At 63.2% G+C, this 14339-nt stretch carries 18 protein-coding genes; 6 read left to right on the top strand and 12 right to left on the bottom strand.

All coding sequences use genetic code 11. The features are described from left to right. Positions 1-60: 60 nt before the first annotated feature. From M511_RS15880 to pyk, 6 genes are all read right to left on the bottom strand, one after another. On the bottom strand, positions 61-405 hold the full coding sequence (locus M511_RS15880; protein ID WP_010398744.1) for an arsenate reductase family protein: 345 nt from the start codon (positions 403-405) through the stop codon (positions 61-63). A 31-nt stretch (positions 406-436) separates the two neighbouring features. Beyond that, positions 437-1798 carry a cytochrome P450 gene (locus tag M511_RS15875; RefSeq protein ID WP_085502713.1) on the bottom strand — a complete coding sequence of 454 codons (1362 nt, stop codon included), beginning with the start codon at positions 1796-1798 and terminating at the stop codon, positions 437-439. Between the two features lie 120 nt (positions 1799-1918). After that, positions 1919-2278, bottom strand: a complete 360-nt coding sequence (gene rplT, locus M511_RS15870; RefSeq protein ID WP_010398742.1) for a 50S ribosomal protein L20 — start codon at positions 2276-2278, stop codon at positions 1919-1921. A gap of 12 nt (positions 2279-2290) precedes the next feature. Next, positions 2291-2491, bottom strand: a complete 201-nt coding sequence (gene rpmI / locus M511_RS15865; protein WP_010398741.1) for a 50S ribosomal protein L35 — start codon at positions 2489-2491, stop codon at positions 2291-2293. A 106-nt stretch (positions 2492-2597) separates the two neighbouring features. Beyond that, positions 2598-3089, bottom strand: a complete 492-nt coding sequence (locus M511_RS15860; protein WP_085502712.1) for a hypothetical protein — start codon at positions 3087-3089, stop codon at positions 2598-2600. 40 nt (positions 3090-3129) lie between these two features. Continuing rightward, the gene (pyk, locus tag M511_RS15855; protein ID WP_085502711.1) at positions 3130-4575 is read right to left on the bottom strand and encodes a pyruvate kinase; all 1446 of its coding nucleotides are present in this window, start codon (positions 4573-4575) and stop codon (positions 3130-3132) included. 120 nt (positions 4576-4695) lie between these two features. Here pyk and M511_RS15850 point away from each other — a divergent pair, with 120 nt between their 5' ends. Next, entirely contained in the window at positions 4696-5436 is a 741-nt protein-coding gene (locus tag M511_RS15850) for an N-formylglutamate amidohydrolase (RefSeq protein ID WP_085502710.1), read from the top strand. 58 nt (positions 5437-5494) lie between these two features. On the opposite strand, the gene M511_RS15845 is transcribed toward M511_RS15850, so the two are convergent. Then, positions 5495-6196: a glutathione S-transferase N-terminal domain-containing protein gene (locus tag M511_RS15845; RefSeq protein ID WP_010398734.1), complete on the bottom strand. Its 702-nt coding sequence runs from the start codon at positions 6194-6196 to the stop codon at positions 5495-5497. Positions 6197-6283: 87 nt separating this feature from the next. Here M511_RS15845 and mscL point away from each other — a divergent pair, with 87 nt between their 5' ends. Together mscL and M511_RS15835 are read left to right on the top strand one after the other, a co-directional pair. Continuing rightward, positions 6284-6718, top strand: a complete 435-nt coding sequence (mscL, locus tag M511_RS15840; protein WP_085502725.1) for a large conductance mechanosensitive channel protein MscL — start codon at positions 6284-6286, stop codon at positions 6716-6718. A gap of 120 nt (positions 6719-6838) precedes the next feature. Continuing rightward, on the top strand, positions 6839-7297 hold the full coding sequence (locus M511_RS15835; RefSeq protein WP_029372484.1) for an Lrp/AsnC family transcriptional regulator: 459 nt from the start codon (positions 6839-6841) through the stop codon (positions 7295-7297). Positions 7298-7360: 63 nt separating this feature from the next. On the opposite strand, the gene rpsU is transcribed toward M511_RS15835, so the two are convergent. Then, positions 7361-7567 carry a 30S ribosomal protein S21 gene (rpsU, locus tag M511_RS15830; protein WP_010398727.1) on the bottom strand — a complete coding sequence of 69 codons (207 nt, stop codon included), beginning with the start codon at positions 7565-7567 and terminating at the stop codon, positions 7361-7363. A gap of 123 nt (positions 7568-7690) precedes the next feature. Here rpsU and M511_RS15825 point away from each other — a divergent pair, with 123 nt between their 5' ends. Then, positions 7691-8377 (top strand): COQ9 family protein, encoded by a 687-nt coding sequence (locus M511_RS15825; protein ID WP_085502709.1) that lies wholly within the window; start codon positions 7691-7693, stop codon positions 8375-8377. A gap of 11 nt (positions 8378-8388) precedes the next feature. After that, positions 8389-9366 (top strand): NAD(P)H-quinone oxidoreductase, encoded by a 978-nt coding sequence (locus M511_RS15820; RefSeq protein ID WP_085502724.1) that lies wholly within the window; start codon positions 8389-8391, stop codon positions 9364-9366. Positions 9367-9597: 231 nt separating this feature from the next. Here the strand turns inward: M511_RS15820 and M511_RS15815 are convergent, their stop codons facing one another. Further along, positions 9598-10227 (bottom strand): ribonuclease T2 family protein, encoded by a 630-nt coding sequence (locus tag M511_RS15815; RefSeq protein WP_085502708.1) that lies wholly within the window; start codon positions 10225-10227, stop codon positions 9598-9600. Positions 10228-10387: 160 nt separating this feature from the next. Between M511_RS15815 and M511_RS15810 the strand changes: the two genes are divergently transcribed. Further along, on the top strand, positions 10388-11137 hold the full coding sequence (locus M511_RS15810) for a DUF1013 domain-containing protein (protein ID WP_010398719.1): 750 nt from the start codon (positions 10388-10390) through the stop codon (positions 11135-11137). Positions 11138-11194: 57 nt separating this feature from the next. On the opposite strand, the gene M511_RS15805 is transcribed toward M511_RS15810, so the two are convergent. The 3 genes from M511_RS15805 to M511_RS15795 form a co-directional block, all read right to left on the bottom strand. Beyond that, on the bottom strand, positions 11195-12667 hold the full coding sequence (locus M511_RS15805) for an NAD-dependent succinate-semialdehyde dehydrogenase (RefSeq protein WP_010398717.1): 1473 nt from the start codon (positions 12665-12667) through the stop codon (positions 11195-11197). 224 nt (positions 12668-12891) lie between these two features. Then, the gene (locus tag M511_RS15800) at positions 12892-13767 is read right to left on the bottom strand and encodes a 3-hydroxybutyryl-CoA dehydrogenase (RefSeq protein ID WP_010398714.1); all 876 of its coding nucleotides are present in this window, start codon (positions 13765-13767) and stop codon (positions 12892-12894) included. A gap of 143 nt (positions 13768-13910) precedes the next feature. Continuing rightward, positions 13911-14339: electron transfer flavoprotein subunit alpha/FixB family protein (locus M511_RS15795; RefSeq protein WP_217809618.1), on the bottom strand; the 429-nt coding region annotated here is incomplete at its 5' end.

Here is a 14339-nt window from a genome sequence, read left to right as displayed (position 1 = left end):
GCGGGCTTTCCTTGCGGTTTGCCCGCGCCGATTAGCACGCGGGCGGCGCAGGGAAAAGCCTTAGCGGCTGTAAGTCTCGGCCACCAGCTCGGCCGGGCGGCACAGGCGTACGCCGCCGGGACCGCAGACGATCGGCCGTTCGACCAGCAGCGGGTTTTCAACCATGGCGGCAAGGATCTGATCATCGCTGGCCGTGGTCAGCCCACGTTCGGCGGCATCGGTGCCCTTGACCCGCAATGCCTGCCGCGGGGTCACGTCGGCAGCGGCGAAAAGCCCCATAAGCTGGGCCCGGGTCCAGCCTTCGCGGGCGTAATCAATGATCTCGGGCTCATGCCCCGCATCGCGGATCATCTGCAAGACCTTGCGCGAGGTCGAGCAGGTCGGCTTGTGATAAATGGTAATCATGGCGCGACTTTGGCCCGGCCTGTCCGCGCTTTCAAGAGCGATCCGAGACCGCTAGCCACACTCCGCCATGCGGGCGCAGCGTCAGGATCATGCGCGGCTGCGGCTGGCGTGCGGACAGGTCAAAGCGAAAGCGCGATACCAGCGTGGCAAGGATGATCACCGCCTCTTGCAGGGCAAAGCTTGCGCCGATGCAGATCCGGGGTCCGGCGCCAAAGGGCAGGAAAGCAAAGCGGTCGCGGGTCGTGCCGGGGGCAAAGCGTTCGGGGTCGAAACGGTCGGGGTCTTCCCACAGCAGGTGGTGGCGGTGCAGCGCATAGATCGGCAACATGATCGTGTCGCCCGGCAGTACCTCGCGTCCGCCCAGCATGTCATGTGCACGGGCGGTACGCGACAGGAAGGCGGCGGGGGGATAAAGGCGCAGCGCCTCTTCGATGACCTGCCGGATATAGGGCAGGCGGGGCAGATCCGCGGCGGCGGCGGCGCGACCGTCAAGCGTAGCCTGAGCCTCATCCGCCGCGCGCGCCTGCACCTGCGGGTCAAAGGCCAGCAGGTAAAGCGCCCATGCAAGCGTCAGCGCCGTGGTTTCATGCCCGGCGACGATAAAGGTCAGCAGGTTGTCGCGCAGCTCGGCGGGCGTCATGCGGCGGTGGGTCTCGGGGTCTTCGCCCGCGCGCAGCAGGTCCAGAAGGTCCGGTACCTGACGCGGCCCCGAGCGGGCGCGTGCGGTGATCGCCTCATCCGCGACGCGCTTCATCCGCCGCAGGTCGCTGCCGGAAAACAGCCTGCCGGGGCGCGGAATCCAGCCCGGCAGGCCAAGGATATCCATGACCGAAAGCCGCGCGGTTCCGGCGATATAGGCGTCGATGGCATGGTGTACCGCCCTGCGGTCAAAGCCCTCGTCACCCGAAAACGTCACCTCCGAGATGACCTCAAAGGTTGCGGCCACGGTTTCGGCAAAGACATCGACCGGCCCCAGCGCGTTGGCCAGCCGGCGGGCCGAGGCCTCTGCAGCGGCGGTCATCACCGGCCCCAGCGCCTCGACATGACGCTGGGCAAAGGCCGGGGCTGCGGCAAGGCGCTGCCAGCGCCAATGCGCCCCCTCGGCGACGAACATCGAATTGCCGATCGCGGGTTCGAGAATCAGCCGGGTGACGATGGATTTCGGATAGTCCTCGACCCGGTCCTTGAGCACACGGCGCAGGGCATCGGGGTCCATGACCATATGCCAGCGCTTGCCAGTCTTGCCGGAAACCATGGGTTGCCGGGTAGCGATTTCGGGGATCAGCTCCAGCACATTGCGTCGTGCGGTCATCGCACTGACAATCACGCCCATCGGCTTGCGATGCAGGGCGACGCGGGCAGGGTAAAGGGGCTGACGGTCAAAAGGCATCATAGGCAAAACCCGCAAGACGTGGTCGGGGTTCCGTCTTGCCCGCTGGCCTATCCGGAGAACGCAAGAAAAAACCCGCGCCAGATAGCGCGGGTTTTATCCGTTTCGGCCTGTCGCCAAGGATCAGGCAGCAGCTTTCGCCTGGGCGACCACGGCGGCAAACGCCTCGGGTTCGTGGATGGCCAGATCGGCCAGAACCTTGCGGTCCACCTCGATGCCCGCTTTCGCCAGAGCGGCGATGAAGCGCGAATAGGTCATCTCGGCGTCGACAGCGCGGACCGCAGCGTTGATACGCTGGATCCACAGGGCGCGGAAATTACGCTTGCGGGTCTTGCGGTCGCGGGTCGCGTACTGATTGGCCTTGTCGACGGCCTGGGTCGCGGTACGGAAGTTACGCGAGCGGTTGCCGTAATAGCCTTTCGCCGCGTCCAGAACCTTCTTGTGGCGGGCGTGGGTGACTTTGCCCGATTTGACTCGTGCCATGTCCGGTTCTCCTTAGCGGTTATAAGGCATGTATTTCTTGACGATCTTCGCGTCCGCATCGGACAGGATCATGGTCCCGGTCACGTCGCGGATGAATTTCGTCGAGCGTTTGATCATGCCATGGCGCTTGCCAGCCGGGCCGGCCTTGACCTTGCCCGTGGCCGTCATCGAGAACCGCTTTTTTGCGGCCGATTTGGTCTTCATCTTCGGCATTTTACTCTCCTTGCGGTCAGAGTGAACGCACGACTCGGCAATGCCTCTGGCCGGCCGCGCGGGTGGAAGCACGCCCTATAAGCGGGCGTGCGCGAATTGGCAAGGCTTATTGGCTTTGCCCATCGGTCTGGGCCTCACCCTCGGGCGCAGCCCCGGCCGGGGTTTCCGTCGCAGTTCCCTCTGTGGCGGGCTGCTCGGCAGCGGGTTCCTCAGCCGCAGGCGCGGCAGGCGGTTCGGTCGCGGCGGGTTGTTCAGCCGCAGGCTCTTCGGCAGCGGGTTGCGTCGCCTCGGTCGCGGCGGGTTGTTCGGCAGGCTCTTGCACGGCTTCGGTCGCTGCAGGTTCTGCCGGCGCAGGAGCGGTGACCGGATCAGTGCTGAGGCTCACTTCGCCCTTCATCAGTCGCTGCCAGCTTTCCTTCAGCGTTTCCAAACCAAAGGGACGGTCATCGCGCCAGCCGCCGACAAGCAGCAGCACGATACCCAGCACCAGCAGGACGGCAGCGCCCCGCGGAGCCTGCGTGCGAGCCACCGAAATGATGGCCAAAAGGACCGAGAGGGCGCACAGCGCCACGCCGGCCAGCAGCAGGATGTCGATCATCGGATCACCTTTCCGTTTCGGATCTGTTTGATCGTGCTGCTTATTCCGGATCGGTGCGATAGATCAAGCGCTCGTCGCAGGGGGCGATGCGCAGAATGTTGGTGGTGCCGGGCACATTGAAGGGCACCCCGGCCATGACGACGATCTGGTTCGTCTCATCGGCAAAGCCGAAATCCCGCGCTGCCTTGGCTGCGTTGACCACGGCCTGCTTGAACCGCTCAAGCGAGGGGGTCTTGACGCAATGCGTCCCCCAGGTCAGGCACAGCCGGCGCAGCGTACCCTGTTCGGACGACATGGCGACGATCGGCACCCGGGGCCGTTCCCGCGCGGTCAGGCTGGCGGTGGTGCCGGATTGGGTAAAGGCGCAGATGCAGGAGATATCGGTATTCTCGGCAATCTCGCGCGCGGCGGCGACGATGGCATCGGCAACCGTCTGACGCTTGGCGCTGCGCGAGCTTTCGATGATATCGCGATAGGTCGGATCGCTTTCGACCGAGCGGGCGACGTTATCCATGGTGGCGACCGCCTCGACCGGATAGGCACCGGCGGCGCTTTCTGCCGACAGCATCACGGCATCGGCACCTTCATAAATAGCGGTCGCGACGTCCGAGACCTCGGCCCGGGTCGGCATCGAGCTTTCGATCATCGATTCCAGCATCTGGGTGGCGACGATCACCGGCTTGGCGGCGGCGCGGCAGGCGCGTACCAGACGTTTCTGGATCGGCGGAACAGAATGGACCGGCAGTTCGACCCCCAGATCGCCGCGCGCCACCATGATCCCGTCCGAGACCTTGAGGATTTCGCTGAACGCCCGGACAGCGGCGGGCTTTTCGATTTTCGACAGGATGGCGGCGCGGCCGCGGGCCAGTTCGCGCGCCTCGATCACGTCCTCGGGACGCTGGACAAAGGACAGCGCCAGCCAGTCCACGCCCAATTCGCAGGCGAATTCCAGATCCTCGCGGTCCTTTTCAGACAGGGCCGCCAGCGGCAGCACCACATCGGGAACGTTCACACCCTTGCGGTTCGAGATCGCGCCACCCGCCGTCACCATGCAATCGGCAAAGTCCGGACCGCAATCGGTCACCTGCAGGCGGATCTTGCCGTCGTTGACCAGCAGTTCGGCCCCCGGTTCCAGCGCGGCAAAGATTTCGGGGTGGGGCAGCTGCACGCGATTTGCGTCGCCCTGGGCAGGGTCAAGGTCAAAGCGGAAGCTTTGCCCCTCGGTCAGGTCGTGGGGCCCGTTGGCAAAGGTGCCCACGCGCAGTTTCGGACCCTGAAGGTCGGCCAGCACGGCGATCGGGCGGCCTGATTCGGCCTCGACCCGGCGGATGATCTCATAGCGGGCGCGCTGCTCTTCGTGGGTGCCATGACTCATGTTCAGGCGAAAGACGTCAGCGCCGGCCTCGAAAAGGGAGCGAATAGTGGCGAAATCGCTAGAGGCGGGACCCAAAGTTGCCACGATCTTGACCTTGCGATGCCGTCTCATCCGTCTCTCCGTGCATGTTTGCGCTATCGTCTCTGCATTTATGGCCTATTGGCTGGCCTGCGGCAACTGGCGCTTGGTCTTGCTATTGCCTAAAGCTTGCAGCGGAAAGGCGACGGACGAATGACGGGACAGCCCTATTCAATCATAGGAGAGGATCGGCCTTCGCGCTGGCTGATCACCTGCGACCATGCGACCAACCGGGTGCCGGGCTGGATCGGTGGCGGCGATCTGGGCATCTCGGCCGAGGATATGCAGCGCCACATCGCCTATGACATCGGCGCGGCCGCCCTGGCGCGGGCGCTGGCCGAGCGGCTGGAGGCCCCGGCGATCCTGTCCGATTTCTCGCGTCTGGTGATCGACCCGAACCGGGGCGAGGATGACCCGACGCTGATCATGCGCATCTATGACGGCACGGTTATTCCAGCGAACCGCCGTATAGACGCCGCCGAGCGAGAGCGGAGGTTGGCGCTGCTTTACCGCCCCTATCACGACGCTTACGCGCGGCTGGCGGCCGCACATCCGCGCCGTGCGATCTGCGCGATCCACAGTTTTACCTGCCAGCTGCGCGGGCGACCGCGTCGGCCATGGGCGGTGGGGGTGCTGTTTTCGCACCGCGATCAAAGGCTGGGGCCGGCACTGGTGCGAGAATGCCGCGATCAGGGCTGGATCACCGGCGAGAATGAGCCCTATTCCGGCCATCTGGAGGGTGATTCCATCGACCGCCACGCGCTTGCTTACGGCCGCCCGAATGTGTTGATCGAGGTCAGAAACGACCTGATCGCCGACGCAGCTGGCCAGCAGCTGTGGGCTGATCGTCTGGCGGCGGTGCTTAGCGGGTTTCTTGAGCGGCACGAGGTCTGACGCCGGGCGCTGATGATGCTGCCCGCCGCAACTGCGGTCGCGGCGGGGCTGTGGCTGGTCAGGCTGCACCGACCTCGATCCCGCGCTGAACGGCGGGGCGGGCAAGGAAGCGGTCCAGATAGGCCTGTACGTTGCGGAACGTATCCATCCCGGTTTCCTTTTCGGCCTCATAGTTCACGCGCACGGTACGCAGCCACGGGCCGACCGACATATCGGCAATGGAATATTCGCCAGTGATCCAGTCGCGCCCTTCAAGCTGGCGATCCAGCACGCCCAAAAGCCGCCGCGCCTCGTTGTAATAGCGGGTGCGGGGGCGCGGGTCCTCGATCTCACGCCCCTTGTAGCGGTGGAAAAAGCCGACCTGGCCGAACATCGGCCCGACGCCGCCCATCTGCCACATCAGCCACTGGATGGTGTGATAGCGCGCCGCGCCGGATTTCGGCAGAAACTTGCCGGTCTTGTCGCCCAGATAGATCAGGATCGCGCCGGTTTCGAACAGACCCATCGGTTGGCCCTCGGGGCCGTCCGGATCTACGATCGCCGGGATCTTGTTATTGGGGTTCAGCGACAAAAACTCTGGCGTAAACTGGTCTTCAGGGTCACCGATCGAGATGCGATGCGCGTCATATTCAAGGCCGCATTCCTCCAGCATCACCGAAACCTTGATGCCGTTTGGCGTGTTCAGCGTGTAAAGCTGAAGCACATCGTCGCGCCGCGGCGGCCAGCGCCGTGTGATCGGAAAGTCGGATAGTGTTCCCATGTCGTTTCCTGTCTCATATTGCAAGGAGCGAGCGTGATGTGGCAGCCTTTGCCGGAACACGCGCAACAGGGTCTGAAAGGTAAGCCCATGATCAAGGAGTTCAAGGAATTCATCGCCCGGGGCAATGTCATTGACCTTGCTGTCGGCATCATCATCGGGGCGGCGTTCACGGCAATCGTGAGTTCGCTGGTGACGGATCTTATCAACCCGCTGATCGGTCTGCTGACCGGTGGCACGGATTTCAGCAGCCACTATCTGGTGCTCAAAGGCGAAGTTCCCCCGGGTGCCAGCCTGCAGGTCGCGCGCGATTCCGGTGCCTCGATCTTTGCCTGGGGCGCTTTCCTGTCGGCGGTCATCAACTTCCTGATCGTCGCCTGGGCGGTGTTCCTGATCGTCAAGGCAGTGAACAAAGTGCAAAGCACCACCAACCGCAAGAAAGAGGAGGAGCCCGCACCTGCCGGTCCGACGCAAGAAGAGCTTCTGACCGAGATCCGGGACGAACTGCGCGCGCGCCGCGTTTGACCCGCGCTGCAGGCTGTTTTTTCCCGAGCTCAAGGTTTTGCTTATCGCCGGGGCCCGGGGGCGGTATCGTCGCAGAAACCGGCGCTGTAACGCGCTTGCGACATAAGGATCGCCTGGATGATCGAGCTTGACGCAACGGATCGTCGTATTCTGTCCGTCTTGCAGCGCGATGGGCGCATGACCAACGCCGAACTGGCGGTTGAGGTCGGCTTGTCCCCCAGCGCCTGTCACCGCCGCGTCCAGCGTCTGGAAGAGGCGGGGGTGATCCGTGGTTATGTCGCCCTGCTCGACGCCCGCAAGCTTGAGCGGCCGACTACGGTTTTTGTCGAGATCACGCTTTCAGGTCAGGCGGATGAGCTGCTTGAAGCATTCGAGCGTGCGGTGCGCACCATTCCCGATGTGCTTGAATGTCATCTGATGGCGGGCTCGGCTGACTATCTGTTGAAAGTCGTTGCCCAGGATACCGACGACTTTGCCCGTATCCACCGTCAACGGCTGGCGAAACTGCCCGGGGTGCAGCAGATGCATTCGTCATTTTCGCTGCGCACGGTGGCCTTTACGACGGCGCTGCCGGTCTGATGCCCTGAAAATAGAAAACCCCCGGCAAGGCGGGGGTTTTCATAAACAATGTGATCGCTCGCCTTACAGCGCGCCTTCACGCTGCGCTTTCTTGCGCGCCAGCTTGCGGGCGCGGCGGATGGCCTCGGCTTTTTCGCGGGCCTTCTTGACCGAGGGCTTCTCGAAATGCTGCTTGAGCTTCATTTCACGGAACACCCCCTCGCGCTGAAGCTTCTTCTTCAGAGCACGAAGCGCCTGTTCGACGTTGTTGTCGCGAACACTTACCTGCATGTGGTTGTCACCACCTTCCTAAGTTAGAGTTGATCTGATTTGCAGGACGCGACCTTCTAGCAAGGCGAATCGGCTTTGTCCAGATTTTCCGGGCCAGAGCCCTCGTGAGGAAAGGAGACTGCCATGACGGATGAACGGGAAAGGCTGATCGAGGCGGCCCTGCCTCATGTCGTTTTCGAAGGCATGGGTGAGCGGGCGATCGCCGAGGGCGCGCGCGACATCGGCATGGCGCCGGCACTGGCACGGGTTTATCTGCCGCGTGGCGGGGCCGATCTGGCCGCGGCCTATCATCGCAGGGGGGATGCCGGACTGCGTGCCTGGTTGGCCGAACACCCGCCAGAAGGCCGGTTCCGCGACCGTATCTGCGCCGCAGTGCTGCACCGGCTGTCACTCAGCAACCGTGAATTGGCGCGCTCGGCGGCGTCGGTTCTGGCGCTGCCCCAGAACGCCCCCCTTGGGGCCCGGCTGATATGGGAGACAGCGGATGCGATCTGGGAAGGGCTTGGCGACCGCTCCGGGGACGTCAACTGGTATTCCAAGCGCGCGACCCTCTCGGCGGTTTATGGTGCGACGGCGCTTTACTGGCTCGGCGACGAATCGCCCGAGATTGAAGAGACGCGCCATTTTCTTGATCGGCGTATCGAGGGGGTGATGCGGTTCGAAACCTTTAAGGGGCGCGCCTCGGCCTTGCCAGGTGTCCCGACGCTCACGCGGCTTGCGACGGGCTGGATCCGGCGGCCGGAAAGCCGCAATCTGCCCGGAAAGCTGTTCACGACCCGGCATGCCGGGGCCAAGGGAGGCGATGGGTGATTCCCGATATGATGCAGGCAATTGAAATATCCTCACCGGGTGGGGCAGAGGTGCTGCGCCCGGCAAACCGTCCGGTCCCGGTGGCAGGTCATGGTCAGATCCTGATCCGGATCATATGGGCCGGGGTGAACCGCCCCGATGTATTGCAACGCGCCGGCTCTTACGCGCCACCGCCGGGGGCATCAGACCTGCCGGGGCTGGAATGCGCCGGAGAGGTCGCGGCGGTGGGCCCAGGCGTGACGCGCTGGAAGCCGGGCGACCGGGTTTGCGCCCTGTTGCCGGGGGGTGGCTATGCGGAATATGCCAGCTGTCCCGCTGAACACGCACTCCCCATTCCCAAGGGGCTGTCTTTGCAAGAGGCCGCAGCTCTGCCCGAGACCGCCTTTACCGTCTGGTCCAATGTGGTCATGCGCGGTGGGCTGCAACCGGGTGAGCGGTTTTTGGTCCATGGCGGCTCTTCCGGCATCGGCACCATGGCGATCCAGATCGCACGGGCATTGGGAGCGCGGGTCTGGACGACCGCAGGTTCGGCCGAGAAATGCGCAGCTTGTGCAAAACTGGGCGCAACCGCGATCAACTATCGCGAAGAGGATTTCGTCACCTTGCTGCGCGAGGCTGGGGGAGCTGACCTGATCCTTGATATGGTCGGCGGTGACTACATTGCCCGCAATATCAGATGCCTTGCGGATGATGGCCGGCTGGTAATGATCGCTTTTCTTGCCGGGCCCAAGGCCGGGATCAACTTTGCCCAGATCATGGCCCGACGGCTGACGGTAACCGGTTCGACCCTGCGCCCACAATCTGACCTTGCCAAGGCGCGTATCGCGGATGAACTGCAAGCGAGGCTCTGGCCGCTGATCGAGGCGGGGGCGGTACGCCCGCTGATCGACAGCACCTATCCTCTGCGAGAGGCCGCCGAGGCGCATCGCCGCATGGAAGGCAGCAGCCATATCGGAAAGATCCTGTTGCAGGTCTCATCTAAGGAATGAACGCTTCAATCCTTGTTGCCCGGCCCGGCGCCTCCGGCGGGGATATTTGAACACGAAAGAAGCCGTTAACCGAATCGCAAGGATTTTAGGGCAATCTGGAATCACGGTACAGGTGGGGACGCCGATGACCGTCACGGAAGAAGCCACACCCTGGCCTCAGCTCCGGCAGGCGGGGTGTGTGCTTTTCTTGCGTGCTTAAATATCCCCGCCGGAGGCATCACAACAGTCCCATCAGCGGGGCGCTGGCAGCAGGAAGTCCCCACGACAATCGCGCTGCGCGTCGGGAGCACAAGCGCGGGGTTGCAGCTCACGGGTCAGGCAGATGCGGACTTCTTGGAGGGCATTGTTGCGGCAGGTGACTGTGATACCGTCACGGGTGAGGGTGGGGTTCGCCTCGATGAAAGCATCTTCTACCACGCGGGCGGGCAGGGCGATGTCCCTGCCGAGGTGGCGCAGGGCTTCGGGTACGATGATACTGTCGGCCGCCTTGCGCGTAAGGGAAAAATAATCCTGCGCTGATAGGCTTGAGCAGCGACCGTGCTTTTTCCACTGGTACCAAGCCAGCCCGCCCGACCCCATGATATCTGCCATGGCGCGAGTTTCGCGGCGCGAGGGATCGCGGGTGTCGGTCCGGCAATCAGATGGCCACCCACGTTCATATTGCGGCCACAGGCCGTGGACTACGAAGCCGAGGCGTCGACCGGTGTCACATTGTTCGGCATCGCTTTCTTCGCCCTCGGCACGGCACCAGCTTGGCGACCAACTGAGCGACAGGACATAATAATCGAAACGTCCCGGGATGTCCTGGGCCTGGGCAGCGGGGGTGAGCAGCAGGGTGGCGATCACGGAGATAAGCTTCATGGTCGCGAACCTAGCGTTGCGCCTGGTGTCACGCTACGAAATTCAGACTTTATTTTGGCCCTTTCTGGCCCTATATAACCTGTCAATCCCCCGAAAATGGAATGGCACCCGCCGAAAGCCGTTTTCTCCGGCCGGAAGAGATATTGTTAAGGAGAAGGTCATGAACAAGCCGCTGATGGCCAAGGCCACTGCCGTCTGGCTGGTCGACAATACGACGCTGAGCTTCAAGCAGATCGCCGATTTCTGCGGTATGCATGAGCTTGAGGTTCAGGGCATCGCCGATGGCGACGTGGCGGCTGGCGTCAAGGGATTCGACCCGATTGCCTCGAACCAGCTGGACGCCACTGAGATTGAAAAGGGTGAAAAGAACCCTGCCTACAAGCTGAAGCTCAAGCATAACCCCGCCGCCGAGGGCGAGGAAAAGCGCCGCGGCCCCCGCTATACGCCGCTGTCCAAGCGTCAGGACCGTCCGGCGGCGATCCTGTGGCTGGTCAAGTTCCATCCCGAACTGGCCGATTCGCAGATCGCCAAGCTGGTTGGCACCACCAAGCCGACCATCGCGTCGATCCGCGACCGGACGCATTGGAACATCCAGAACATCCAGCCCATCGACCCTGTTGCTTTGGGGCTTTGCCGCCAGTCCGAGCTTGATGCTGCCGTGCAAAAGGCAGCCAAGCGCAAGGCTGCTGAGGGCGGCATGATGACCGATGATGAACGTCGCAAACTGCTGTCGACCGAGACTTCGCTTGCGATGTCGGATGAGCCGCGCTTGCCCTCGTCCATCGCGGGGCTTGAGAATTTCACCCTTACCCGGGACGATGAGGACGAAAAGCCCGCAGAAGATCTGGATGCGGACAGCTTTTTCAACCTGCCCGATGCGGATGGCGACGACGAAGACGAGGATCGCTGATCCCGGCAACCCCGGAGCGATGCTCCGGGGTTTTCCGCTTCTCTGGCTCTGACGGATTCAGACAGAGAGGCAGATGTATTTCATTTCAAGATAGTCCTCGATGCCGTGGCGCGAGCCTTCGCGGCCAAGGCCCGATTGCTTGACCCCGCCAAAGGGCGCGACTTCGGTCGAGATGATCCCGGTGTTCACGCCGACGATACCGTATTCCAGCGCCTCCTGAACCCGGGTAATACGGCCGATGTCCCGGGCGTAGAAATAGGCCGCAAGGCCAAAGATCGTCGCATTGGCGCGCTCGATCACCTCTGTCTCGGTGTCAAAGCGGAACAGGGGGGCAAGCGGGCCAAAGGTCTCTTCCTGCGCGACCTTCATCTTGTCGGTGATCCCGGTTATGACGGTCGGCTCAAAGAACAGCCCCTCGCGCGGTTTGCCGCCGGTGAGCACCTGTCCGCCGCCTTCAAGGGCGTCCTGAATGTGCTCCTGCACCTTTTCGACCGCAGCCTGATTGATCAGCGGGCCGGTGGTGACGCCGTCTTCAAGCCCGTCGCCGACGCGCAGCTTGTCCGCCGCCGCCGCCAGACGCCGGGCAAATTCGTCATAGACGCCAGCCTGTACATAGATGCGGTTGGCACAGACGCAGGTCTGGCCGTTGTTGCGGAACTTCGAGGCCATGGCGCCTTCGACCGCGGCATCCAGATCCGCATCGTCAAAGACGATGAAGGGGGCGTTGCCGCCAAGCTCCATCGAGCATTTCAGCACCTGACCGGCGGCCTGACGCAGCAGGATGCGCCCCACCTCGGTCGAGCCGGTAAAGGTCAGTTTCCGGATCAGCGGGTTCTCGCAGAATTCTTTGCCGATGTCGGACGATCGCGACGAGGTCACGATGCTGAACAACCCCTTGGGCACGCCCGCGCGTTCGGCAAGCACGGCCAGCGCCAGCGCCGAAAGCGGTGTCTCGGCGGCGGGGCGGCCAACAAATCCGCAGCCGGCGGCGATGGCCGGGCCGCATTTGCGGGTGATCATCGCGTTGGGAAAGTTCCACGGCGTGATCGAGCCGACCACTCCGATCGGTTGGCGGATCACGGTCAGGCGCTTGTCGGGCATATGGCCGGGAATGGTCTCGCCATAGATGCGCTTGGCCTCTTCGCCGAACCACTCGATAAAGCTGGCGCCATAGGCGATCTCGCCCCTGGCCTCGGGCAGCGGTTTTCCCTGTTCGGCGGTCAGGATCTTTCCCAGATCGTCCTGGTTCTCGATCATCAGGTCGAACCATTTGCGCATCACCTGTGCGCGTTCTTTGGCGGTGCGGGCGGCCCAGCCCTTCATCGCCTGAGCCGAGGCCTCGATGGCGCGGGCGACCTCGGCGCGCGACAGGTCGGCCACCTCGGCGATCACATCGCCGCGCGCCGGGTTCACCACCGGGAAGGTCTTGCCGTCAGCGGCCGCGATCCACTCGCCAGCAACATAGGCCCGCGTTTCAAAAAGCGTGGGGTCCCGGAGCAAAAGCCGCAGATCCGTCGGATGGTTCGTCATGAAAAAGTCCTCCAATTCGGCCGGATGCAGGCTTGCGCGTTTGCGTGCGCAACGCAAGCCGCCGCAATATTGCAGGGATCGAGGATTTGTGATGAACCCCAGCCGAGGTCCCGGCGTTGCCTTAGCATCGCCAGGCTTTCCCTCTTGGCGCTTTCTTGTGGGGCGGCGCGGTATCTCTGCGTCGCCCCTTCCTGTTGTTGTACGAGTTTGCCTGCGCCAGCGCCTTAGCGCGTGGGGACCGGCGTTTCGCCGGAATAGTCATAGAAGCCGCGCCCGGTCTTGCGGCCCAGCCAGCCCGCCTCGACATATTTCACCAGCAGCGGGCAGGGGCGGTACTTCGTATCCGCCAGCCCCTCGTGCAGCACATTCATAATGGCGAGGCAGGTGTCCAGGCCGATGAAATCCGCCAGCTCCAGCGGGCCCATGGGGTGGTTCGCGCCCAGTTTCATCGCCTGATCAATCGAGTTGACCGAACCAACGCCCTCATAAAGCGTATAAACCGCCTCGTTGATCATCGGCATCAGGATGCGGTTCACGATAAAGGCCGGAAAGTCCTCGGCACTGGCAGAAGTCTTGCCGATCTTTTCGACCACCTCGACCAAAGCCTTGTAGGTCTCTTCGTTGGTAGCGATGCCGCGGATCAGCTCGACCAGCTGCATGACCGGAACCGGGTTCATGAAGTGGAAACCCATGAAACGCTCGGGCCGGTCGGTCCGGCTGGCCAGCCGGGTGATCGAGATCGACGAAGTGTTCGAGGTCAGGATCGTCTCGGGCTTCAGATGCGGCAGCAGATCCTCAAAGATGGCCTGCTTGACAGTTTCGCGTTCGGTGGCGGCCTCGATGACCAGATCAGTCTGGCCCAGATCGGCCAGCGTCATCGTCGTGGTGATGCGTTTCAGCGCGGCCGCCTTGTCCTCGGCCGAGATCTTGCCGCGGCTGACCTGACGTTCAAGGTTGCGATCGATCAGCGCCAGCGCCTTGTCCAGCGCCTCGCGCGAGATGTCGGTCATCAACACGTCATATCCGGCCAATGCAAAGACATGGGCGATACCATTGCCCATCTGGCCTGCGCCGATCACGCCCACCGATTGAATCGCCATGAATCTCATCCTTTCGTCGGTCAGGCGGGACGATAGGCTTAAGCGGGGCGCAGGTTCAATGCAAAAACCGCCCGGTTTGCTGCCGGGCGGTTTTCAGGTCCTTTTAGCCGGAGAGAGGGATCCCCCCGGGCGACGAGAGAGACTTACAACTTCTGCGTGAGTTCTGGAACGACTGAGAAGAGGTCCCCGACGAGGCCGTAGTCTGCGATCTGGAAGATGGGGGCCTCTTCGTCCTTGTTGATGGCGACGATGACCTTGCTGTCCTTCATCCCCGCGAGGTGCTGGATCGCACCCGAGATGCCGACCGCAACGTAAAGCTCGGGCGCGACAACCTTGCCGGTCTGGCCAACCTGCCAGTCGTTCGGCGCGTAGCCCGAGTCCACCGCCGCGCGCGAGGCGCCGACCGCGGCGCCCAGCTTGTCGGCAAGCGCCTCGATGATCCCGAAGCTCTCTTTCGAGCCAAGGCCGCGACCGCCCGAGACCACACGTTTCGCCGAGGTCAGCTCGGGGCGGTCCGATTGCGCCACCTCGTCGCCGACCCAGGACGACAGGCCGGGATCCGCAGCAGCAGC

The sequence above is a fragment of the Paracoccus sp. J56 genome, from assembly GCF_019633685.1.
Lineage (GTDB): Bacteria > Pseudomonadota > Alphaproteobacteria > Rhodobacterales > Rhodobacteraceae > Paracoccus > Paracoccus kondratievae.
This window is presented reverse-complemented; position numbering and strand designations above follow the sequence as displayed.

What these genes read in the sequence shown, in the direction of transcription:
- M511_RS15880 (WP_010398744.1), bottom strand. Translation starts at nt 405, where the DNA reads ATGATTACCATTTATCACAAGCCGACCTGCTCGACCTCGCGCAAGGTC.
- M511_RS15875 (WP_085502713.1), bottom strand. Translation starts at nt 1,798, where the DNA reads ATGATGCCTTTTGACCGTCAGCCCCTTTACCCTGCCCGCGTCGCCCTG.
- rplT (WP_010398742.1), bottom strand. Translation starts at nt 2,278, where the DNA reads ATGGCACGAGTCAAATCGGGCAAAGTCACCCACGCCCGCCACAAGAAG.
- rpmI (WP_010398741.1), bottom strand. Translation starts at nt 2,491, where the DNA reads ATGCCGAAGATGAAGACCAAATCGGCCGCAAAAAAGCGGTTCTCGATG.
- M511_RS15860 (WP_085502712.1), bottom strand. Translation starts at nt 3,089, where the DNA reads ATGATCGACATCCTGCTGCTGGCCGGCGTGGCGCTGTGCGCCCTCTCG.
- pyk (WP_085502711.1), bottom strand. Translation starts at nt 4,575, where the DNA reads ATGAGACGGCATCGCAAGGTCAAGATCGTGGCAACTTTGGGTCCCGCC.
- M511_RS15850 (WP_085502710.1), top strand. Translation starts at nt 4,696, where the DNA reads ATGACGGGACAGCCCTATTCAATCATAGGAGAGGATCGGCCTTCGCGC.
- M511_RS15845 (WP_010398734.1), bottom strand. Translation starts at nt 6,196, where the DNA reads ATGGGAACACTATCCGACTTTCCGATCACACGGCGCTGGCCGCCGCGG.
- mscL (WP_085502725.1), top strand. Translation starts at nt 6,284, where the DNA reads ATGATCAAGGAGTTCAAGGAATTCATCGCCCGGGGCAATGTCATTGAC.
- rpsU (WP_010398727.1), bottom strand. Translation starts at nt 7,567, where the DNA reads ATGCAGGTAAGTGTTCGCGACAACAACGTCGAACAGGCGCTTCGTGCT.
- M511_RS15825 (WP_085502709.1), top strand. Translation starts at nt 7,691, where the DNA reads ATGACGGATGAACGGGAAAGGCTGATCGAGGCGGCCCTGCCTCATGTC.
- M511_RS15820 (WP_085502724.1), top strand. Translation starts at nt 8,389, where the DNA reads ATGCAGGCAATTGAAATATCCTCACCGGGTGGGGCAGAGGTGCTGCGC.
- M511_RS15815 (WP_085502708.1), bottom strand. Translation starts at nt 10,227, where the DNA reads ATGAAGCTTATCTCCGTGATCGCCACCCTGCTGCTCACCCCCGCTGCC.
- M511_RS15810 (WP_010398719.1), top strand. Translation starts at nt 10,388, where the DNA reads ATGAACAAGCCGCTGATGGCCAAGGCCACTGCCGTCTGGCTGGTCGAC.
- M511_RS15805 (WP_010398717.1), bottom strand. Translation starts at nt 12,667, where the DNA reads ATGACGAACCATCCGACGGATCTGCGGCTTTTGCTCCGGGACCCCACG.
- M511_RS15800 (WP_010398714.1), bottom strand. Translation starts at nt 13,767, where the DNA reads ATGGCGATTCAATCGGTGGGCGTGATCGGCGCAGGCCAGATGGGCAAT.